This is a genomic window from Shewanella sp. SM87, assembly GCF_025653705.1.
GTDB classification, from domain to species: domain Bacteria; phylum Pseudomonadota; class Gammaproteobacteria; order Enterobacterales; family Shewanellaceae; genus Shewanella; species Shewanella oncorhynchi.
In genome coordinates this window covers 109724-132287 of record NZ_JAKKSC010000008.1, presented here as the reverse complement: position 1 = coordinate 132287, position 22564 = coordinate 109724, and the positions used below count along the sequence as shown (strand labels likewise).

The 22564-nt window shown below is 46.8% G+C and carries 19 protein-coding genes; 6 read left to right on the top strand and 13 right to left on the bottom strand.

From position 1 onward, the window contains the following. Positions 1 to 142: 142 nt before the first annotated feature. The 5 genes from crr to L5M11_RS08585 all read right to left on the bottom strand — a co-directional run bounded on the left by crr (position 143) and on the right by L5M11_RS08585 (position 5133). Complete coding sequence (gene crr, locus L5M11_RS08605) at positions 143 to 652, bottom strand: PTS glucose transporter subunit IIA (RefSeq protein WP_006081821.1); 510 nt, start codon at positions 650 to 652, stop codon at positions 143 to 145. A gap of 71 nt (positions 653 to 723) precedes the next feature. Then, a complete protein-coding gene (ptsP, locus tag L5M11_RS08600) occupies positions 724 to 2427 on the bottom strand; it encodes a phosphoenolpyruvate--protein phosphotransferase (protein WP_263191877.1) in 1704 nt (567 codons plus the stop codon). A gap of 178 nt (positions 2428 to 2605) precedes the next feature. Beyond that, a complete protein-coding gene (locus L5M11_RS08595) occupies positions 2606 to 2863 on the bottom strand; it encodes an HPr family phosphocarrier protein (RefSeq protein WP_028760055.1) in 258 nt (85 codons plus the stop codon). 28 nt (positions 2864 to 2891) lie between these two features. Next, entirely contained in the window at positions 2892 to 3287 is a 396-nt protein-coding gene (locus L5M11_RS08590; protein ID WP_198573284.1) for an ACT domain-containing protein, read from the bottom strand. Between the two features lie 208 nt (positions 3288 to 3495). Then, positions 3496 to 5133, bottom strand: a complete 1638-nt coding sequence (locus tag L5M11_RS08585) for a methyl-accepting chemotaxis protein (RefSeq protein WP_028760053.1) — start codon at positions 5131 to 5133, stop codon at positions 3496 to 3498. Positions 5134 to 5491: 358 nt separating this feature from the next. On the opposite strand from L5M11_RS08585, the gene L5M11_RS08580 reads away from it, so the two are divergent. Both L5M11_RS08580 and L5M11_RS08575 read left to right on the top strand, forming a co-directional pair. Beyond that, positions 5492 to 6220, top strand: a complete 729-nt coding sequence (locus L5M11_RS08580) for a DUF3334 family protein (RefSeq protein ID WP_263191876.1) — start codon at positions 5492 to 5494, stop codon at positions 6218 to 6220. A gap of 104 nt (positions 6221 to 6324) precedes the next feature. Then, complete coding sequence (locus L5M11_RS08575; RefSeq protein WP_113939612.1) at positions 6325 to 7371, top strand: LacI family DNA-binding transcriptional regulator; 1047 nt, start codon at positions 6325 to 6327, stop codon at positions 7369 to 7371. Positions 7372 to 7488: 117 nt separating this feature from the next. On the opposite strand, the gene L5M11_RS08570 is transcribed toward L5M11_RS08575, so the two are convergent. After that, positions 7489 to 8115 carry a PolC-type DNA polymerase III gene (locus tag L5M11_RS08570; protein WP_105252595.1) on the bottom strand — a complete coding sequence of 209 codons (627 nt, stop codon included), beginning with the start codon at positions 8113 to 8115 and terminating at the stop codon, positions 7489 to 7491. A 219-nt stretch (positions 8116 to 8334) separates the two neighbouring features. On the opposite strand from L5M11_RS08570, the gene L5M11_RS08565 reads away from it, so the two are divergent. Then, positions 8335 to 9492 carry a cupin domain-containing protein gene (locus L5M11_RS08565; RefSeq protein WP_263191875.1) on the top strand — a complete coding sequence of 386 codons (1158 nt, stop codon included), beginning with the start codon at positions 8335 to 8337 and terminating at the stop codon, positions 9490 to 9492. Between the two features lie 474 nt (positions 9493 to 9966). Here L5M11_RS08565 and umuC read toward each other — a convergent pair whose 3' ends face one another. The 3 genes from umuC to L5M11_RS08550 all read right to left on the bottom strand — a co-directional run bounded on the left by umuC (position 9967) and on the right by L5M11_RS08550 (position 13282). Continuing rightward, positions 9967 to 11241, bottom strand: coding sequence for a translesion error-prone DNA polymerase V subunit UmuC (gene umuC, locus L5M11_RS08560; RefSeq protein WP_263185448.1), 1275 nt, complete (start codon positions 11239 to 11241; stop codon positions 9967 to 9969). After that, the gene (umuD, locus tag L5M11_RS08555; RefSeq protein WP_411569153.1) at positions 11238 to 11657 is read right to left on the bottom strand and encodes a translesion error-prone DNA polymerase V autoproteolytic subunit; all 420 of its coding nucleotides are present in this window, start codon (positions 11655 to 11657) and stop codon (positions 11238 to 11240) included. Before umuD ends, umuC begins: the two co-directional genes overlap by 4 nt. 233 nt (positions 11658 to 11890) lie before the next feature. Next, positions 11891 to 13282: an SLC13 family permease gene (locus L5M11_RS08550; RefSeq protein WP_263191874.1), complete on the bottom strand. Its 1392-nt coding sequence runs from the start codon at positions 13280 to 13282 to the stop codon at positions 11891 to 11893. 80 nt (positions 13283 to 13362) lie between these two features. Between L5M11_RS08550 and L5M11_RS08545 the strand changes: the two genes are divergently transcribed. Further along, positions 13363 to 14181 carry an AraC family transcriptional regulator gene (locus tag L5M11_RS08545; protein WP_173244669.1) on the top strand — a complete coding sequence of 273 codons (819 nt, stop codon included), beginning with the start codon at positions 13363 to 13365 and terminating at the stop codon, positions 14179 to 14181. A 121-nt stretch (positions 14182 to 14302) separates the two neighbouring features. On the opposite strand, the gene L5M11_RS08540 is transcribed toward L5M11_RS08545, so the two are convergent. Continuing rightward, positions 14303 to 16840, bottom strand: coding sequence for a glycoside hydrolase family 15 protein (locus L5M11_RS08540; RefSeq protein WP_263191873.1), 2538 nt, complete (start codon positions 16838 to 16840; stop codon positions 14303 to 14305). Between the two features lie 148 nt (positions 16841 to 16988). Beyond that, positions 16989 to 18650 carry an MFS transporter gene (locus L5M11_RS08535; RefSeq protein WP_263191872.1) on the bottom strand — a complete coding sequence of 554 codons (1662 nt, stop codon included), beginning with the start codon at positions 18648 to 18650 and terminating at the stop codon, positions 16989 to 16991. Between the two features lie 891 nt (positions 18651 to 19541). Between L5M11_RS08535 and L5M11_RS08530 the strand changes: the two genes are divergently transcribed. Together L5M11_RS08530 and L5M11_RS08525 are read left to right on the top strand one after the other, a co-directional pair. Continuing rightward, a complete protein-coding gene (locus L5M11_RS08530) occupies positions 19542 to 19835 on the top strand; it encodes a YciI family protein (protein WP_263191871.1) in 294 nt (97 codons plus the stop codon). A gap of 211 nt (positions 19836 to 20046) precedes the next feature. Continuing rightward, the gene (locus L5M11_RS08525; protein ID WP_263191870.1) at positions 20047 to 21054 is read left to right on the top strand and encodes a class I SAM-dependent rRNA methyltransferase; all 1008 of its coding nucleotides are present in this window, start codon (positions 20047 to 20049) and stop codon (positions 21052 to 21054) included. Positions 21055 to 21136: 82 nt separating this feature from the next. Here L5M11_RS08525 and L5M11_RS08520 read toward each other — a convergent pair whose 3' ends face one another. Together L5M11_RS08520 and L5M11_RS08515 are read right to left on the bottom strand one after the other, a co-directional pair. Beyond that, a complete protein-coding gene (locus L5M11_RS08520) occupies positions 21137 to 21586 on the bottom strand; it encodes a carboxymuconolactone decarboxylase family protein (protein ID WP_263191868.1) in 450 nt (149 codons plus the stop codon). Between the two features lie 37 nt (positions 21587 to 21623). Beyond that, positions 21624 to 22526 (bottom strand): helix-turn-helix domain-containing protein, encoded by a 903-nt coding sequence (locus tag L5M11_RS08515; protein WP_263191867.1) that lies wholly within the window; start codon positions 22524 to 22526, stop codon positions 21624 to 21626. Positions 22527 to 22564: the final 38 nt, after the last annotated feature.

The following is a 22564-nucleotide window of genomic DNA, read 5'->3' as shown; positions in this document are numbered from 1 at the left end:
CCTGTGTATCGGTGCAGCTTGGCGAATTCAAATACCGTGTATAGGCTTGGTTTTCAAAACTTAAAAGGCTGGCTCATGATGGTGAGTCAGCCTTTTATTATTCAGAAAACAATCGATAAACGATTTATTCGAAATGGTTAAATTAGAGCTGTACCGTAAAGATCACGTCTTTGCCTGCGGTGACACTGCCTTGGGCTTTGTCGAGGTATTTGACATCTTCCATGTTCGCCAGCACGACAGGAGTGAGTAGGCTGTCGACTTGATCTTTTAGATAATCAATATCGAATGACAGGATCGGATCGCCGACTTTCACTTCTTGACCTTCCTGGGCCAAACGTTTAAACCCTTTGCCTCTCAGCTCGACTGTACCTACACCAAAGTGAACAAATAGCTCTAAACCTTGGGGAGACTCAATACTGAATGCATGATTTGTCTCAAAAATTTTACCTATGGTGCCGTCGATAGGCGCCAGAATTAATTCGCCTTTGGGAGCGATAGCGATGCCATCACCGACAATCTTTTCAGCAAAAACCACGTCGGGGACTTTTTCAATGGCGACAATATCCCCGGAAACGGGTGCATATACCATGATACCGCCAGCTAATTGAGTCTGGCCCGATACCAAGCGCCTTATTCGGCTTAAAAATCCCATAATCTAGAGCCTCTTTTGCTTGTTTTTGTCATTGTTTTTGTTCTGTAACGCAGCATAACGAATAAATGTATCTATTTATAGCTTGTTATACACTGCTGTAAGCTTGCAATTCTATCTTGTTGTAATGCTGTGTGAGCTAATGCCGAAAATTGTGTGATGCTGCCTTGGCAAATAGCTGCTTTCACTTCTAAGAGTGAGCTTAAGTTAACACTGAGTTCGTCCAACCCCATGCCGATTAACAGTGGCGCAATTTGCGGTGAACTGGCGAGTTCACCGCACAGAGAAACTTTAACATTAGCGGCCTTAGCTTGGGTTATTGTCATGTTAATTAAGGCTAAAATGGCAGGCGAAAGGGACGGATAGTCACGGGTAAGCTGCGGATTGGTTCTATCGGCAGCCATCGCATATTGGGTTAAATCGTTGGTACCAATGCTGACAAAATCGAGTCTTGGCAGCATAGCGTTGAGGTTGAATACCGCAGCAGGGGTTTCGACAACGATACCGTAGCTAAGTTCGCCATAGCCTTTCTCTTCTTCTTCCAAGGCATCTTGGCACTGGGCAATAAGTGCAAACACCTCGTCCAATTCTTCGACTTGATTGACCATAGGGAACATCAAACGGATCGGGCCATGGTTAGCGGCACGCAAAATGGCCCTCAATTGGGTTTTAAATAATTCTGGGTGCGCCAAGGTGTAGCGAATGCCGCGAAGACCCAAGGCGGGATTATCTTCAATTTCTTGGCATAAACAGGGTAGTTCTTTGTCTGCACCTATATCTAAGGTACGGATGGTAAAGGTTTTACCGCCTAGGGCGTGCAATGCATCGCAATATAAGCTGTATTGGGCTTTTTCATCGGGCAGGGTGGCGACGTTCATCAACATAAATTCGGTGCGAAACAAACCTATTCCATCGGCGCCGACATCGCTGACATGGGTGATGTCGTTGAGATTACCCACGTTTGCCATGAGTCCCACGGTATGACCGTCTTGGGTTTGCGCTGGGACATCCTTGTAAGTTTGAAGTGCTGCGCGCCTTGCTTGTTCATGGTGAAAGGTGACTGTGAGTCTTGCCTGTTGGTCTGGATTGGGATTGACACAAAGTTCACCCGCGAGCGCATCGAGCACTAAGGGCGTACCGTTGGGAATAGAGTCTGCGTCGAACTGACAACTTAAGATGGCAAGAATACCGGCTGCTCTGGCTAAAATGGCCGTATGGCTCGTTAAACCGCCCGTTTTCAGTACAATACCGCAGAGGTTTTCCCGTGGCAGTAAGGCAAATTCGGCGGGGGTCAAATCCTGCGCTAATAAGATAGTGGGTCTATCGAGTTTTTCGAGTCCTTGAGCTAAATGGCCGTTTATCGCCGCGACGACTCTTTGGCCTAAACAGCGCACATCTTGGGCTCTATTGGCTAAATAGGGGTCATCTAAGGATTGTAATTCATTGGCCTGATGGGCAAAAATACGTTCAACCGCCACACTTGCCGACAATTGTAAGGTGCGAATAGCATCGTTCACTTGCTCGATTAATTCATCGTCTTCTAATAACAATAAGTCGGCTTCGATCAACTGATAATTTTCGGAGTCGCTGTCGAGTGCAGCTTGGCTGTGGGTCAGTTGTGCCTGTAGTTCTTGCAAGGCTTTGGCAAATTTACCCTGTTGTTGAGGGATTTTAGACAGGGGAATAGGGCGATAATCGAGGTGATGTTCGGTGTGGAGCAGGTGAAGTGCCTGTCCAAAGGCAATTCCCGATGACACTATAATCCCCGTTATTGACATATCCCTTCCTAAATTAACCACTGAACTGAGTGTCCGTTAGCGATAGCGAGTCTAGTTGAGTGACGCTAAGCTTGTAAAGCGTTTGTATGTAAAGCATTAGCATGTCAAGACGGTCGAGACGAGTTTTTTGCGTGTCGGTTAAACCTGCAGATAAACGCATTTTAGCGTAAGAAAAGGCCTAGCTTAGGGTAATGAGCAGCTCAGAGACTTTCTCAACCGCGGCCTGAGCCTGTTCACCTTCGGCAAACACTCTTACCGTGACGCCAGAATATAAGCCTAAGGTTTGTAGCTTAAACAGACTCTTAGCACTGGCTTGCTTACCATTACACTCGACCATGACATCACAGTCAAAGGTTTTGGCTTCTTTAACCAGTAAGGCTGCTGGACGGGTGTGAATGCCATGTTTGGCGGTAATGGTGACTGTTTTTTCGTACATAGTAGATGAACTCATATTTAAAGGGGTATTACATTTCGTCTTTCGATTCTATGATGTGATAGCCCTGTTTTTTCAAGGCGGCGATGGCACTTTTGAGGCGATTATTTTTTACTAAAATGTAATCGGTATCAAAGGTCGAAATCGCAAAAATACTGATTTGTTCGTCCGCTAAGGTGCCAGACACTTTAGATAAAATGCCTGTCATCGAAAATCCCAGTGGCCCGAGTACTTCAAAGCAACACCAGCCCGGTTCTTGCTCTAGGCTGTCGAGTTCCATTTCACTGGAAACGACTAAAGATAAACCTTCTTGGGTCTTACCAATGAAATACATGTCCTGTGCAAAAACCTCACTGGGCAATACGGCATTCGGGCTAAAGCTATGAATTGTGTACTGTTCAGGGTGAACGGCTAAGGTCATTCGCATGGCAGTGTCTCGGTTGGATTTTTAAGGCTAAAGCATACCGCATATCAAACGTTAGCGTGACAGAGAATTTGTGGTTAATGGGATTTTTTCGTTGAAATTCATTGTTGGTGAGATAGCGGTTCACAAGCGTTACCAGACGGTTTACCCAAAGAAAAGGGCGCCCTATGGCGCCCCAATCGACAAGTCATGCCGTTCTCATACACTTTAGTTAGATTTTAAACTGGCCTAAGGTGCGGGACATGTCTTGGCTAATGTCTTGCAGTGACTGAGCTGCATGGCTATTACTTTCGTTAGCTTTTACTGAGACTTCGGTTAATTCCGAAATATTACAAATATTTCGATTAATTTCTTCGGTCACCAGTGATTGCTCTTCAGTGGCGCTGGCTAATTGTGTGTTCATGTCACTGATATGGGCAATCAATTGCAGAATCGCCGCCATGGCTTTACCCGCTTCGTGGGCTTGAGCCTGCAGCTCATCGGATTGCAGTTGAGTTTGATTGTTGCTCTTCATCACTGAGCCTACACCGGATTGGATCTCGCTAATGATTTTTTGGATCTCATTGGTCGAGTCTTGGGTGCGAGTAGCAAGGGCGCGGACTTCATCGGCAACCACGGCAAAACCACGGCCGTGGGTCCCTGCTCGAGCAGCTTCAATGGCGGCATTGAGGGCGAGCAAGTTGGTCTGCTCGGCAATGCTGCGGATCACATCGAGAATGCTACCGATTTGCTGTGAGGCGACGCCCAGCTTTTGGGTGATGACTTCAGAAGCTTTTAATTCTGCCACCAGTTTTTCTGTATTGCTGACTGTGTTGTCGATCACTACTTGGCTTTGCTGCGCTTGTTCTTTTACGCTGTTCGCCGCATCGGCCGCTTGCTGGGTGTTGCTCGCCATTTCATGGGTGGTCGACAGCATTTGATTGACGGCTGTGGCGACGCTGCCTGTTTCTCTGTGGATATGTTCAGCACTCTGATTGGACTCTTCAACTGCAATCAAAAGCTGTTTTGCATCTTTATCTAATGCTTGGCCTAAAGGTTGTAAATGGCCGACCATGTCGCCAATTTTTTGGGCGAACATGTTGAAGGCGCGGGCGAGATGGGCAATCTCATCTTTACCTTGAGCATTAATGCGCTGACTTAAGTCGCCTTCGCCTTGGGCAATATCTTCAAGGGCATCAATAGCATCATTTAATGGTGAGGTGATGGAATGGTTAAGCACAAGGAAGAAGGCAAAAATCGGCACTGAAATCAAAAACATGATAATCAGATAGTCGATAATGACTGACTTTAAGCTCGCTTTGACATCGCTAAGATAGGCGCCTGTGATGACTGTCCAGCCCCATTGCGGGTAGTAACGGGCTTCAGCAAGCTTGTCTTCTATCGCACGGGTCATAGGATCGGCGATCGGGTATTCGAGGGTGGTTTTCGATTTAGCACGCGCTAATGGCAGCATAGTGGCTAAGGGATTTGTGCCATTAGGTAACTTGAAGGTTAATGCTGAGGTGCCAATAAGATTTGCGCTATCCCCGTGGGCGAGGATTTGATTATTATCATCAATAACAATGAAGTAGCCTGAACCTGAATAGCGAGTTTGATTGATTAAATCCGCGGCGATTTGTTTAGCTTCTGCTTCGCTAAACTTACCTTTGAGCGCATCCTGACGGTGCACATCTATCACGCTTAACATGCTGGCGAGCTGACCGTCTATCTGCAACCATTTCTGCTCAATTAAATTACTGTACTGCTCTTTAATTGAAAAACTGGCAAAACACACAGTCCCTATCGCGGCCATAAGGAGCATCATCATTAAGCGTTGCAAAATGGTAAACCGGCGCAAAAACGTGATCATTTGGATTCCTTAAGGGCTTATTATTGTGCATCAATATACCTGCGAATCAATCTCAATTGAATCGTCTGTGACATAAATTAAGTAAAAGCCGTTATAAAATATGAGTTTCTTTGATCTAAAGCAGGGAATAGTGATAGGGAACTTTAATCTGTTGCATTATGGGGCATGTTCTTATTAAGTTAGGTCGTTTTATAAGTCGCTTTATGTTGAAGGTTTTATCTGAATCTATTAAATATCAATAAGTTAGCATTATGTTAATTTTGCCATCTTGCTATATTAGGCTAATCAATTGTTTTAATTTTGATTTTTTACGCTTTTACGCGCAAGATTAATTCATTATTCAGTTTGAGAATCGATTATGACCACAAATACTATCGTAACGTCGGATGATATTTTACTGAAGTTATGCCACTCAGTCGCCCACGTCCTTTCTAGCACCAGTGCCAGCAATGTTACCCATGCGGGTATGGTACAAAGTATTGCGCGCACGCGTCTTAAACCTGATCTCGGTTGTTTCTCGATTTTTGATGGTGGTTTTTCAGGGCTAGTGGTGATCAACTTTTCCGCCTCTGCAGCGATTGAAATCTACCGTCGCTACATGCTGAACATGGGCATGCCTGAGTCTGAGCTCGCATTTTCACATACGTCAGATGAAGTGAGTAATGTGATGGGCGAACTGATGAACCAAATTCTAGGGGATTTTATTAATAAAATTTCTAAAGAATTGCAAACGTCAATCAGCCAAAGCCAGCCAAAAATGTTGACGATTAATAAAGAGCTAACCATATCAATCGACGCTAACTTAGACGATGCGGTTGCCCGTAGAGTGTCGTTTAGGACAGAGAATAACCATATTTTCTACCTCGAGTTTGCCATGGACAAAACCGAATTCATTCGCTTAGATGAATTTGTCTACGATGAAGAATTCGATCCCGATAGTCTGTTAGAGCAGCACAGTTCGATTGGGGGAAATAACGACACAAATTCGAATGTTTCGCCTTGGGTTAAGATGGCCGATAAACCCGCCATTGCGACTCGTGCCATTGATAATGAAGCCGATGATTTGCTCGATCAGCTCGGCATTTAAGCAGAGTCTCTAATGTAAGACGGATGTTAACGCATTCGTCTATACAAGTGGGTGGAACTGTTTTAGTATCGACGCAAAATAATAACTAAGGTTAAATCCTCTTTATGGCATCGAAAGCGACCTCGATTGATATTGCTTATCGTGCTGGCGTATCCCAGTCAACGGTTTCCCGTGCCCTTAGAAACAGCCCGTTAGTCAATTTAGAAACTCGCCAACGTATTCAAACCATTGCCAAAGAGCTGAATTATAAGGTCGATAAAAATGCCAGCAATCTTCGCACCCAAAATAGCCATACCTTAGCGCTGTTATTGTGTGAAGACCCCACCAACGATGACTCGTTAATCAATCCTTTTTTCCTGTCTATGCTAGGTTCCATTACCCGAGCAACGGCGCAGCAAGGTTATGATTTATTGGTTTCTTTTCAGCAATTGTCCAGCGACTGGCACGCCGATTATGAAGACAGTAATAAAGCTGACGGCATTATTCTGCTTGGTTACGGGGACTATATGGACTACGAGCAAAAGTTGGAGCGATTGCTCGCGCAGAATACTCATTTTGTGATCTGGGGCGCTGAGCATAACAATAAGTCAGTACTTTCCATTGGTTGTGATAATCATCAAGGCGGCTTGATTGCCACAGAGCACTTGATTTCCCTTGGTCGTAAAGCTTTTGCTTTTTTAGGCGATGCCTCGAGCCACAGCCCCGAGTTTAGAGACAGATATTTAGGCCATGTGAAGGCGCTGCAAATGGCGAATATTGCTGTCGATCGCACTAAGCAAGTGTCGGCAATTAGCACTGAAAGTGCTGGTTACGATGCGGCTATGGCATTGATGGCCAAAGGCGCACAGTTTGATGCTATTTTTGCTGCTAGCGATCTGATTGCCATTGGCGCTATTCGTGCGCTGAAAGAGAAGGGCATTTCAGTCCCAGAACAAGTTGCAGTGGTGGGATATGATGATATTCCAGTGGCGAGTTTTGCCAATCCGCCATTAACGACCATTAAGCAGAACACCCAATTAGCCGGTGAGATCTTAGTCGACAGTGTACTCAAACTTATCCGCGGACAAGAGGTGAGTGCGCAGCTTATTCCGACGACCTTAGTGGTTCGCAGTTCCTGCGGCATTGATAGTGCGCCGCTTAAGCCGTTATAGATGGGCCGTTATTGCTAGGAGCTTGCTGTTTTTTGCTGGCAAGTCGTTGAGCACTTAATTTGCTTATTGAAACATCGCCGATAATCCTTGGATTTATCGGCTTTTTGCTTTTGGGGATCACTTAACCGCATATTGACGTAAAAACTTCGGCACATCTGCTTTGGTTTTCTTGGCGATTTTTTGCAGTAACTCGAAGGTGGGAGCATTGAGACCGAACTCTTGCTGAAGGTCTGCCAGCATTGCCAGCCACAAATGGCCAGTCATTTCGGCATCGGCTAAGGCGCGGTGAAAGGTGCCATCGCTTGGTAACTGTTTATAGCGCACTAAAGTACCTAACTGATGATTCGGTGCCGCTTGATATAAACGTCTTGCCACCAGCAAGGAGCAACCAAATTGCCCTCGATAGCGATGGCGAATTTGGGCAAATTCCGCGTCTAAAAAGCGCTGATCAAATGCCGCATTGTGGGCGACTAAGTTATGATCGGCGATAAAGTCGGCAAAACGCGCCATCACTTCATTACAGGGCGCTGCATCCCTGAGCATTTGATTGCTGATCCCTGTGTAGTCCTCAATAAAACGACTTATTCTAAATCCTGGGTTCATCAACTCTGAAAATCTTTGGGTGATCACGCCGTTTTCAATCAGCACAGCTCCGATTTCAATCGCGCGGTCCCCTTGATTAGGCGATAGCCCTGTGGTTTCAAAGTCGAGCACGACCAAAGTGTTAGCAGCAGATGTAGGCATAGATCTTACGTGGACTCTATAAATGATGTGTCAGCATTGCCGTCTTTGACAGTACAACGCTTTTAGATAAGCCGATTGTAATTCAATACGTTAGTAAATTCACTATCACATTGACGCTGATAAAAGACTTAATGCTTTGTTGATCCGGTCGAGCTTTCTTGGTTTCGCTTCCTGTTAGCATTTACCTCTATGAATAACAGTTTGGTTTGTGAGCGACCCATGCAACTCGATATTAATGGCTTAACGCCCGCGCAATTTTTAGCAGAATATTGGCAGAAAAAACCTTTGGTTATCCGCCAAGGATTCAAACATTTTCAAGATTTAATCTCGCCCGAAGAGTTAGCCGGCTTAGCCATGGATGAGCTGGTGGAATCTCGGCGAGTGTACCAACAGGCGGGGCAATGGCAGGCTGAATTTGGCCCTTTTGATTCCTATGATCATCTCGGTGAACGGGATTGGACTTTGATCGTGCAAGCCTTGAACAACTGGGTGCCCGATGCAGAAGCCCTGATCCAATGTTTTGATTTTATTCCGCGCTGGCGTTTAGATGATGTGATGGTGAGTTTTGCCACTCCTGGCGGTGGCGTGGGGCCGCATATCGATCTGTATGATGTGTTTATTTGCCAAGGTTCGGGACGCCGCCGCTGGCGCGTAGGCGATCTGGGGCCGCACAAAGAGTTTGCCGCCCATCCCGCTTTGCTGCACACAGAAGCCTTTGAACCGATTATCGATACTGAGTTGTTGCCCGGCGACATCCTTTATATTCCCCCTGGATTCCCCCATGACGGCATAACCTTAGAACAGTCTTTAAGTTTTTCAGTTGGTTATCGTACAGCTTCCGCCAAAGATATGGTAAGTGCTTTGGCCGATCATCTGTCTGAGCAAGATTTAGGCACACAGCAGATTGAAGATCCAGACCGCGAGCAGACAACGCGCAGTGGTTGTGTTGATAATCGTGATTTAGCGCGGTTACGCACGCAACTGACTAATATGTTAACCGATGAACTGGTGAGCGAGTTTTCGGGCCGCTATTTAACTCAATCTAAATGCGCCCTCGATTTACCCGATGAGCCGTTGGACATCACGCAAGACGAAGTGCTCGCTTGGCTCGATGAGCAACCGCTTATTCGCCTCGGCGGACTGCGTTGTTTGTATTTTGATATCAATGTGGGACAAGGCGTTGTCTATATTAATGGTGATAAGTATCAGCTTTCAGCTGAATTGGCTGCGCTGATCCCACTCCTGTGTGATAGCAATCAGTTAGATAAAACCGCCTTAGCCCCCTGGTTAGCCGATGCCGATTTGCTTACGCAGCTGACTGAGTGGGTGAACCTCGGTTACTGGTACTTTGAAGACCTGAGTGATGAAGAGTGTTAAGGCTGAGATAATAGGCAAAGCATGATGGATGTTGATACCATTTTAGCGCTAACGCCGATGGATTTTAGTGTTAAGTCGGTTTTGCAATCGTTGGATTATAGTGTTGGATGCATTCTAGTGTTAGTTGAGATTTAAAACAGAATAATGTTGAAAGCCGCATCTATGTTTAGGGCAAGCTCATGCTTGCCCTTGCTTATCTTTTTAAGATCGCGAAGGCTTGCAAGTCTGCGTTATTGCTTTAGTCATATTTCTACTGCGTTCATTGTCTTATCATTTTTAATGTTAAACATTGGTTTTTAAAAGTATTTTACCAAGCGAGATGAGTTTTGCTGGCACAGTCTTAGTGAGATGGGTTTAGGCCGATAAGCCTATTCTGATTAATGTCGTCAGGAGTGGAGTGAGCTTCACTGAATAACCAATGCCTAGAGTATTAATGCGATTCGCAGATGGTCATTTAGCCTCTGGATTTGCTGATTATGTCACTATGGGCAGTTGTGCCCATTGGGTGGTGTAGCGCGGGGAGAGCTGTTCACGTTTTATCCCCCAAGTTGGGTCAATACCTTGTCCTGCAAACCAAATTTTTCCGCGGCCGCTGTGGTTCACTTTATCGAGTAACTGCATTAGCTCCTTGCTTTTAGGCCTAGGCGTGACGTCATCGAATAATCCGAGTTGAAACACGCCTGCACCAAAAAAATCCCCTAACATGACACCAGCCTTTGCATAGGCATGACCTTCACGCCAAATGCGTTGCAGTAGGCTTTGGCCAAGGGTGACAAAATCCCGCGTATCATTGCTGGGGCGAACTAAACTGCCCGACAGCGATTTGCTGTACTGGGGACTTGCATCGCTAAAAGGGCTAGTACGGACAAATACTGACATCGCTTTAGCGTACTGGCGCTCGGAGCGCAGTTTTTCACAGGCCCTAAAAGTGTATTCATTGATTGCCTGTTGCATCGTTTCCAAGTTATCAATACGACTGCCAAAGGATCGGGAGCTGATAATTTGTTGCTTAGTGGCGGCGACCTCTTGTATGTCATCACAGGTAATGCCGTTAAGTTCGCGTACCGTGCGCTCAACGGTGACAGAAAAGGTGTCGCGGATAAGCTTTGGATGCGCATCCGCCAATTGCAACGCGGTATTTATACCCATGATGTTCAAGCGTTTTGTAAGCCTACGGCCTATTCCCCAGACTTCTTCGACAGGGATAAGCGCCATGAGTCGTCGTTGGCGTTCACGGTCGCGCAAATCAACCACGCCCCGGGTTGCTGGATAACGCTTAGCAGCATAGTTTGCCAGTTTGGCGAGGGTCTTTGTCGGCCCAATGCCAACGCAAACACTGATCCCTGTCCATTGCGGTATTCGCTGATAAATATCTAATGCAAGCTGATGAATATCGGTGCATTTATCGATGCGTGATAGATCTAAAAACGCTTCATCAATACTATACACTTCTACTTTCGGCACCATTTGCTCTAAGGTGGTCATCACTCTGTTTGACATGTCGGCATAGAGTGCATAGTTGGAGGAGAATACCGCAACCTGATGCTGGCGGAGTTGGTTTGCTATTTGATATACAGGCACCGCCATCTTGATGCCAAGTTGTTTGGCTTCTACGGAGCGGGCGACGACGCAGCCATCATTGTTGGATAACACCACAATCGGCTTGCCAACCAAATCCGGCCTAAACATCCGCTCACAGGAGGCATAAAAATTATTGCAATCGACGAGGGCGAATAGTGAGGGCGTCATTTGAGCTTTTTCACCACGTTGGTCACTACCCCAAAGATGTTTAACTCAGACTCATCATTGATGGCGATCGGGGAGAATAAGGTATTACGTGGTAGCAATTGCACCACAGGGCGTAGCTGTAATTGCTTTACGGTAAACTCACCGTTCACCGCTGCGACAACGGTATCACCGTGGGCTGGCTGTAGTGAGCGATCTACCACCAAAATATCACCGGAGAAAATCCCCGCTTCGATCATCGAATCCCCTTGGACTTTGACAAAAAACGTGGCGGCAGGATGTTTGATGCATAACTCATTGAGATCTAATGTTTGTTCTACATAGTCTTGGGCCGGTGACGGAAATCCTGCGGCAATCAAGGAGCTAAATAGCGAGAGCCGATATTGGGTATGTTTGGCGAAGCGGCCTAGGATCATCATAATAATAAATCACAATATACTGTACATATAAACAGTGTAGTCTAACTATGAAGCTTATCGAAAGAATTTATGTGGGGAGAGTTGTGTTATCGACCCAAGCGCTGTCGAGTGCTGAGCAATTGATGATGGCTGCTCTAAAGCACCCTTGACTGCTTGAATATCGCCAAGGGTGAGCGTTTCGTCCATTTAATTCAGTTAACGCACTTTAGTTAACCCGCTTTAGTTAACGCAATTTAGTTAATCCAACCTAGCCATAGCCACCATAAATAATCCAGTGGCATGAGCGCAATTATGGTTATTGCCACCAGCGGTAAGGTGATGCGAAGTAGTTTAGTTAATGGCTCTTGGGATAATTGCATCGCCAAAATCAAAGGAGCCACCTGATAAGGAAAAATCACGGTTGAAAACCCGATCACCTGCGTCATTAATACCGCAGGGGTGGAGAAGCCAGTTGCATTGGCAAAGTCTGCTGCCATGGGGGATAACACAGTCGGCACGCCTGGAACCGTTGCCACTAATCCTGTTAGCGTCGCGATTAACGATAACGACATAAAATTCAGGAACGATGCCCCTTGCTGCAATGGTAACCATTCACTGAACAGTTGACCTAGCGCAGTGCCGAGCCCGGAATGATTGACCAATGCTCCCAGACCTAAGGCCGCCGCGACAAAAATGACGGTCGACAAATCCACTGAACTATTAAAACTCTTAGGCTCAAGTACTCCCCATTTGGGGAGCAATAACAAGATAGCCGTTGTTAATCCTACCCAAGCGGGATTGATGCCGTGCAGCGAGTCAGTCACCCAAAAGAGCAAAGTTATCGCCAGTAACAGTGCAACTTTCTTTTGCATACCAAGGTTATAAGCTTCTTTTTCAATAACGCGTTCAGGCTGATTTTTATCAATTTTTGCAGGAAATAGGAAGATAACTAGCGCCACAATCAATATCGATTTGAGTAAACCAAGGATTGGAAAATGCAATAAGAGATACTCGGTATAACCAAAATGGATATTGAATAGATTCTCACTGGAACCTGCCAATATCATGTTGGGAATATTCGCGGGCAACACGGCAAAACTGGGCATGTTGCACGCCAGTGCCAAGGCGGTCGCAATGCCTATCCGTCCATGGCTACCACGAGCAAAACCGACTTGCTCAGCTAACGCCATACCAATTGGCACCATGACTACAGCACGGCCAACGGATGAGGGCATCACAAAGCCAAGCAGCACGGCACTAAAGACCAAACCCGCAATCAAGCGTGGATAACTTGAGGTCAGTATGGGGGCAATCAAACTGGCCATTCTGCGACTTAAGCCAGACTGAGTGATGGCACTGCCGATCACAAACCCCGAAATGATTAACCACACCGCAGTTGAGCCGAATCCGGAGAAAAGTATACTCGGCTCAATGAGTTTAAAAATGGTGGCAAGGGCAAAAAAGATTAACCCCGCCATAAAGGGCGGGAAGAAACCTGTGCTCCAAAACATCAAGGTCACTAACACTACGCCTGCGCTGTAGGAAAACACCGCGGGATGCTGACTTAGCGGAAAAAGCGCAAGTAAAGTAGCGATCAACAGTGCACTGAAAAACGCTAGCTGTTTAACGCCAATAAAACGTTTCATGTTTACCGACCTATTGGGTTGAATACGTAAAAGATGCCTACTAAGATAGCTGACTTAGTTTGACGTTTTAAGAGGGTAATATGTCAAAATATGTTCCTAAAGCGACATTGTTAACACCCAGTGATGCGGCGTTTATCATAGATGCCAATCGGCCCGTACTGACCCATACTCGCAATATGGCGGCGGAAGCGGGTATCGAGCCTCACTCGCACCCGCGGGGTCAGCTACTTTGGGCCGCCAAAGGTTTGTTACGTGTTCGCAGTGAAAATGCCGTCTGGGTGGTACCCTCAACCCATGCCGTTTGGATCCCTTGCAATTTGCCCCATCAAGTGAACAGTGAAACCCACGCACATACTCGCAATATTTATATTGACCCTAGCTATGGCGTTAGGCCACAGGATACGCAAGTGGTGATGGTGACTATGACAGCGCTGATGCGCGAATTAGTGCTTAAACTTTGTGAAAGTTCACATCTTATGGACAGTGGACAACTGCATCGGCTGGGTTTGGTTGCCATCGATGAGCTCCAAACTCTGGACAGTCTGGATGCCCATTTACCCGCAGGCTCAGATCCAAGACTCAGCCGCTTGATCCAAACGCTGATCCGACGTCCAAAAGTGAGTTACTCACTGACTGAGTTAGCCGAAATGGGCGGCGCGAGTGTGAGAACGATTGAGCGACTATTCAAAGCTGAAACTGGGCTTACTTATCGACAATGGCGACAAAGATTTCGTTTGTTAAATTCGCTTGAGAGCTTAAGCCAAGGGGAGAGCACAACTATGGTGGCCCATAGTTTAGGTTATTTGAGTGTCAGCAGCTTCAGTGCCGCCTTTAAAATGCAATTTGGTTGCACGCCGCAAGATTACCCGCAGCATAAGCCGATGAAAAGCGGGCGCTAAATCAGGCATCATAAAACCGTCTATAAAAAAGCTAGAACAATATCTAGGATGCTGTTCTAGCCTGCAATTTATCAAAGTATCGTTAAGCTAATGCGCTATTTTAATTGATTATTTCAACTTGTCATTTTAATGCCGCTGGGACGATAGGGTAATAATCCCAGACTTGGCCATCGGTCATTGAGCGCACCAGTTTGATGTATTCGGCATGGGTCCAGGCAAGCGGTGTGGCAGAGTTGGTGCCTTGTCCGAGTTGGTAATGATAACGGGTGGCGTCGCCGACACCGTCCCACGCTTGCTCGGGTAACATCATGCCCGCATTCGCAAAGGTTTCCATGCCTTGCACATAGGTGTTGATCAACTGCTGCTTGGTTTGCTGGGCGTTATTGCCAGTTAGCTCACCTTTTGCTTGGGCGAGTGCTAATTCAAAATGACCACGCTCGCCGGTGAAGAAGGGCCAGACTCGGCCGCGCTGATCGGCGCTGTTGCTGCCAGATTCCGCATAGTTATGGCCAGTCACCGTATCCTCGCCGTAACCGTCGTTGCCATAACGTCTAAAGCCGGGGATAGTGCTGCCATCTTTGGCGGTAAACTCGTATTTAAGGCGTAGGTTGTGCTCAAGCTCTGTATTATCAATCAGTTGAAGGCTTTGATTGATGAGCTTGTCAGTTGCACCGCGCACGCCATAACGCACTAGTTCTAAAAATCCGCCATCGAGGATCTGACGTTGATCTAAACCTTGCTTACCGTTATTTGCCGCCAGTGTATCGCTAGTGTTTGGCTCGCCATTCGGGCTTAAACGTAAATAGTAGGGCGCGCTGACATCTGCGCTGTTCTTCAATAGTCCTTGAGTGGTGACTAAGTGCTTTTCTAAGCTATCACTTAAACCTTTTGCGGCGGCAAGATAACGGCTGCTGGAGTCGGGATCTTTGGCTTCTTTGGCGATGTCACTCGCGGCAACAAGACCTGCGATCACGGCAGCCGTTGTTGAGGGGGAGTAACCCGCTTGTTCTTCCCAACGTTCTTGCTGAGTTTTAGGTGGGGTGATTTGGGTGTGATTCCAATCCAGATTGACCTCACCGCCGCTGATCAAAAAGTCCGCTGCACCTTTGAGCATCTCTTGATACCAGTGACTGATCTCATCAGGGGTGAGTACGCCCGCTTGCCAGAGTTTCCAGCCGAGCATGATAGGCATGGCAGTTTGATCGAGTTGCACGCCGACCCATTCAATTTGGCCATCCACATGGGTCTTTTGCAGGAACCAACCGGGCGTACCCGTAAAGCCAGGCGTCTTTTCGGTCACTTGCACTTTTTTCAGGTATTCGAAGGCCACTTTGGGCGTTTGCGTGTCACCCATGGCGAGGAATGCCATGGCGCATTGGTAAAAGTCGCGCGGCCATACCGCTTTATAGCCAGTGCTCGGCACGGCTGCCGAAACCGTATCGCCCCAAGGGTTAGAAAGCGAAGCGATCAGTGCGCCGGCATAGGTTTTATCTTCCTGCGCTTTCAAGACCATAGCGCTGGTATACAGCAGCTTGCCGTTATCTGTGGTGTTGTTAGCCATGTTAGCGATGGCGGGCAGTGAGCTTAGGTAACCCTGCCAGCCTGCATTGTAATGGCTGAGCACAGCATCATAACCTGAGGCCAAGGTGGCATCGGCATTGGCTAAACTCTGGGGTTCATCTTTACCAAAACCGATGGCGAGATTAAAGGTGACGGGTTTGGCTTTGATGAGCATTGGGTAGCTTGCGGTAAAGGCGATATTGCCGACGGTCGATTTATCTTGCGCACTGGTTGTTTGATAGGGCGTATCGAGTTTGCCGTTATCGGCCAAATCGGCTAGGCCATCGGAGACACCGACAAAGCCAGTCGTAGCCTGCACAAAATTCAGATCGGATTTTACCGTCATTACGCTACTGTCTTTGGCGGCGGTATAGGCCACCAGCGCCTGATTCTTTGTATGAGTGTCGATGCGGCCGATATCATTGGCGCCCGCATTGTCGATATGCGGATTGACATACAAATGCGGTGTAATGCCATCTTCAAAGGCGGTAAAGGTGACACGCATCATCAAAGTGTCGCGGTCGGGATCGGTAAAGATATGCTTTTCAATCTGATACTTACCTTCAACATCTTTATTGATAATTTTATAGGCAAGGGATTGCGGGCGACCATTAGCATCTGTATCTAAATATTCTATGCTGCTGATGGTGTTCTCTTTTTCGGTATCGACAAAGCCATTACCTGTGACCACAAATTGCAGTTCTTTGAGCTGCGCATTGTGGATAAGACCATACATGGTTTCGGTTAAAATACCTTGGGCGAGGGAGAACCAAACGCGGCTAATGGGATTTTGCTTGGCATCTTGATATTGACCTTGGGTATAAGGCTCGTAAGACGTCCCAATACCAGTTTTACCCGAAAATGCCCAAGTCGGCGCTTTACCCGGTGCGCCGGGCGCAACCCGCTGCACATTTGGCGCGGCATTCACACTTGTGGCAGTTGTTGCTGAATTCGATGTGGGTGAACAGGCCGCTAACCCTATTATCCCTAATAGGCTTGCGGCGACGGCAAGCGCTAGGCGGCTGCGTCTTGTTAACGCTTGTGTGTGACGGTTTTGGCTGGTATGCAGATCCTGCTGCGGCGTAGGACTCGATTCCATCTCGTTCTCCCCAAATAATGGTTTTATTTTTATAGTGATTGAATTGATAAAGATATTTTATGCTGCTGTGATTAGCCAAATGACCGAATTCACCGCGCTTAACATGCATTGCTGCATGTCGCCTAATGTGTATCGCTGTTATAAAGAGCTAACTTTTATTCGTTAATTTGCTTGTGGCTTTCGTGATTGAGTGGGTCTTGCGGTTCATCGCTGCACTTTGATTATTTGAGTTATTTTGTTCGACAATGTCTTGGTCGACAAATAATACGGCAATGCCTGCACACATCATCAAGACGCCACCAGTGATCAGTGCATAAATAGGTTGACCATCGAACAGACCATTGAGCACTAAACCCAGCACACTGGCGGCAAGAAGCTGCGGGATCACGATGAAGAAGTTAAAAATCCCCATGTAAACGCCCATTTTTTGCGGGGGTAACATGCCCGACAACATGGCGTAGGGCACAGATAAAATTGACGCCCACGCGATACCGACACCTATCATAGGCAGCCATAACAGGCTTGGGTCTGTAATAAAAAAGAAACTAATCAAACCTATACCACCACAGAACATATTGACTGTGTGGGTCAGCTTGATGCCAATACGCTTAGCCAGCATAGGAATAAAAATCGCGGCAATGGCGGCAAAACCATTGTAGGAGGCGAATAGTACGCCGACCCAATCTGCGCCGTCGTTATAAGCTTGGGACAACACATCGCTGCTGCCAAAATGGTAAGACGTCACGGCGGCAGTGGTGTAAATCCACATGGCAAACAGTGCGAACCAAGAGAAAAACTGCACGATCGCCAGTTGATGCATGGCTTTGGGCATATGGAACAAGTCATCGACCACGCTAAATACCATGCCGAGCTTATTGCGTTCAGCGGGTTGTGAATTGCCCAAACGCAGTGCGCAATACAGTTGTAATGGGCCAAAGGCGAAAATCCCTAAGCTCAAAATATACAGTTGCTTGTCTAAATCCTGCGCCCAAATAGCGAAGGTGAGCAGGGCGCCGAGACCCATCCACACGATGGAGGCAAATTGATAGTCCTTGCGGGTACGAGTGCGGGCTAAAGTTTCATCTTCAGCATCGGCTTGTTTTGCGTTAAAGGCGGCTAATTCTTCAGGGGAATATTCTCTTGACGATACGACAGTCCAACTGACGGCGAGCAATAATACTGTGCCACCGAAATAGAAGGCATAACGCACTGAATCGGCAATTTCCCCCGCTGGTGCAGTATTCGCAACATCAAAAAAGTGAGTCAAAATATAGGGTAAGGCCGAAGCCACCACAGCGCCAATGCCGATGAAAAAGCTTTGCATGGCATAGCCTTGAGTACGTTGGCTTTTCGGTAAATTGTCACCGACGAAGGCGCGAAACGGCTCCATGGCGATGTTGATCGAGGCATCCATGATCCATAACATGCCGGCGGCAATCCACAGGGTAGGCGAGTGCGGCATGATAAAAATGGCAAGGGTAGTAAAAATCGCGCCAATCAAAAAATAGGGGCGGCGACGGCCAAGGCGTCCCCAAGTATTATCACTCAAATAACCAATAATAGGTTGAACCAATAAACCCGTTAGCGGCGCGGCAATCCATAGTATGGGAATTTCATCGATAGAAGCCCCTAAGGTTTGAAAAATGCGGCTGACGTTGGCATTTTGCAGGGCAAACCCAAATTGAATGCCCAAAAAACCGAAACACATATTAAAAATTTGCCAGAAACTCAGCTCAGGTTGTTGCTTGAATGCATGCGGCAACTGAGGCGCTGCGGCTTGATGGGGATCTTGCTGGTGATTCGAAGACATTGAACTTCCTTTCTGTTGCCGGCAGTCGTTCTGCCTTGAGTGCTTATTGTTTTAATTGTTTTGCCTAGCAATGGATTGGCACTGTACTTTGCTTTTATGTGGTGAGCTATTTCATCACAGTCAAGAGCATACAATAAAAGCCAAGAGTCAGATTCATGGCTTATTCATGGTAGTTTCGCGCATGCCATTAATGAGTGTACTCTGTGAAAAAATGGCGAATATACTCCTCCCTCAGAAGCATATTCGCCGATAAATTCATTTCAAATTTGGACCTAACACCTTAATTCAAAAGGATTAGCCCAAGTGAGTGGCCTAAAGCCAGTCAGCAGAAAGAACTTAAGCCTGATAGCAATCCTTGTATGTAACCCTATCAGAAACGACCTCACAGATTTCAAACCCCACAAGCAGAGGGTGAAACGAGCGGATTTATAGTAGCCTCGGCGTAGATTTTTGCACAACTGCTTACATACGTATTCATCATGGCTTAGTAACTGGATGGAAACATAGGCGTAACGCATCTAGACGGTTTATCAATAGTCATAGGCTTGCTGGAATGCTCAAATAACTCTCTAATCTTGTTAGAATACTTGATGATCAGTCATTGCATTATTTTTCAGAAAAAAGTGTATTGTTATTGCGGATGTTAACTGAGTGATAAAATCAACCGCAGCATAACTGACGGCGAATTCAATGCACTTAATAAGAGTCAGCATGCAATAAATATCCAGTACGGATGCCGATAGCTTGACTCGAAAGTCGCGCACTCTGCACTATGATAATAGCCAGCCTAGATATGGTGGGATCAGATAGGTACTTAGCTTATGATGATTGCCAGATTAAGCGTTTTTCGTTCGATTATTTTAAATTTGTTCAGTTGATTAAAGGATCCCTATGTTTGTTGTCTCGCTTACCTATAAAAAGCCAATTGCAGAAGTGGAGTTACATTTAGCCGCCCATATTGCTTATCTTGATGAGTATTATGCCTCAGGGACTTTTGTCGCCTCAGGTCGTAAGGTGCCACGTACCGGTGGCGTCATCCTCGCCAAGGCTGAAAGTCGCGCGGCACTAGAGGCTATTTTGCAGCAAGATCCTTTCTGCATTGCCGATGTCGCTGAGTTTGAGGTGATAGAGTTTGTGCCGACTAAAACGGCGCCAGGGTTAGAGCCGTTGCTTGAAGTGATTTAACCTACATCTTTGTTTGAAAATTATTCCGTGCATTTGGTTATAACAGGCTTGGCGGGTTGGGGGACATAGAGTTCCCCCCATTTGGGTGTTAGTCGGTGTTTATGCTGTTTTCGGGGCGAACTTTTCCGATATTCTGCGACCTAGTTTGGTATTATGCCGTTTTCCCTCTTGAAACCTTACGCAGGTTTCCGCTGCGCGAGTCCCGCTTTTTATGTCTATTCAAACGCTGTTATCGACGGCTCTGGCGAAACGCCATGATTTTTTACAACAAGCTGAACAGGATCAAACCGATTGTTTTCGGGTGTTCCATGGCACAGTCGAAGGCGTGAGTGGCTTGAATGTCGATCGCTACGGCGATGTTTGGCTAGTGCAGAGTTTTCATCAAACCTTAACCGACGAAGAGTTGGTTGATATCGGCACTGTTTTGTTGCAACAGGCCGATTTGCCGATTGTGTATAACGATCGTTCATTAGGCCATTCCCGTGTATTGAATGCCTTATCACCCGCACTGACAGAGATTGCAAGTTCTGAGCGAGTAATGCAGGAAAATGGCATCAAGTTCAGCACTAAACTGCGCCACGAAGGACAAGATCCGCTGTTATTCCTCGATATGCGTATTGGCCGCGAATATGTGCGGGCACACAGCCAAGATAAAACCGTGCTGAATTTGTTTTCCTACACCTGCGGCATTGGTACTGCGGCAGCCATCGGCGGCGCGACTCAGGTGATGAATGTTGATTTTTCTTCCTTTGCTTTAGCGACGGGTAAAGCGAATGCGGCATTAAATCAGGTGTCGAATGTATGTGAGTTTGTGCAGAGTGATGCGTTTCCGGCATTGCGCCAATTGGCAGGCTTGAGTGTGGGAGGGCGCCGCAATCAAAAATTACCGAGTTATCCCAAATTGGCGCAAACCCAGTTTGATCTGGTGTTCCTCGATCCGCCGCGTTATGCCAAGAGTGCTTTTGGTATTGTCGATTTGGTCAATGATTATCAAGGTTTGTTTAAGCCCGCATTAATGGCAACCAAAGTCGGTGGCACTATCGTTTGCTGCAACAATGTGGCGAAAGTCGAGCGCCAAGCATGGTTTGACAGTTTAGTGCGCTGCGTTGAAAAACAAGGCCGTACAGTCACTACGCACACTTGGCTCGATCCCCATGAGGATTTCCCTTCGTTCGATGACAATCATCCACTTAAAATAGTGGCGCTGACATTAAGTTAACTATACAAACGGCATAGTGATAAGAACTACATAGTGATATCAACAAGCAGGGCACCCGATTCGGTGCCCTTTTTATTTGCCGCTAGATGGGCTGTAAATGGAAGGCTATCGCGATGCGGTTCCAGCCATTAATGGCAATGATTAAGCTGGTGAGGTCGACAATTTCTTTCTCGGAATAATGCTCTGCAAGCGCCGCATATTGACTGTCATGCACGGGGGCAGTAGCAACTTGGGTTAAGATTTCTGTCCAGAGCAGCGCTGCACGTTCCCGTTCATTAAAGATTCCATCGACCTCCTGCCAAGCGGCAAGTAAATCTAAACGCAGCTGTTCTTCACCGTCGCTTCTGGCTTCCTCGGCGTGCATTCGCTGACAAAACGCGCAGCCATTGAGTTGCGATGCTCTGAGCTTGACTAAATGCACCAGTAATGGTGCAAAGTGGGAATCACCGGCCGCTTTGTCTAAGCTTAACAGTGCGTTGGCGAGTGCGGGTTGTAGCTGGTAAATTTGCTGGCGTGGTATACGTTCTGACATAAAAGCCTCCTATAAGCTGAGGCTTCAATCTAAGCTGTTAGCGCGACGTAGGATTGGAGATTTGCGACATTTTACGCTTTTTGTATTGTCCTAGAGTTTGCTGTGTCACCCGTACAAAGTGTTGATGTAGATGGGCTTGATCGTAAAATCCGCAATCGAATGCGACTTGCACTAGGCTGAGGTTAGGTGATTGGCTGAGTAAGTTTCGGGCGATTTTGACTCTGTTTAATTGCAGTAACTGCGCGGGTGACAATCCGGTTTCTTGTTTAAATCTTCGTTCAAATTGACGGCGGCTTAAGGGCAGTTGCCTATAGAAATCCTCTAAGCTGGCTTGGGTTTGAGTAAGCTTTGGTAAACTCGCCTGCACTAAGCTAATCATAGCGCTTTTATGTCGAGATAAGGCCGCATCACATTGCTGCTGGGTGAGCTGCAATAACCAGTGCTCAAGTAGGGCGACGCGTTGGGTTGGCTGATTGGTTTCCGCCAGTTGCGATAGCAGTTGATCCAATCCTGTTAGCTGCAATTGCGTCGCATCAATAGCCTTCATTGATGCGGCAGACAGAATATCTTGCAGTTCAATGCCAAGTAAATGAAACGCGCCGCCGGGGTGAAAGCGAACTGTCATCAGCTCGATTCCTGGTAAAAAGGCGTGGGAATGTCGGCTCTGACCACAATGAAATAACACTTGAGGTTCATCGCCACTGAGTGTTTGAGTTGGGAAATAGAAATGCAGGCTAGTGCCGCCGTCTGGATAAAATGTCTGTTCAATGTTCTGCGGTAAATCAGTCGCAACGCGTAAATGAAAGTAGCGCTGCACCCAAGGGCGAAGTGGCGCTAAGGGTTTAAAATGGCTAAAGCCTAAGTGCGCGAGTTCAGTTTCGAAACGTTTAAAGCTGCGCATTTCTAATAAATTTGCCCGATATCGCAAGCTGAGCACCATAAGGAAGAAAGGAAGGTCAGATTAATCTAACTGAGGCA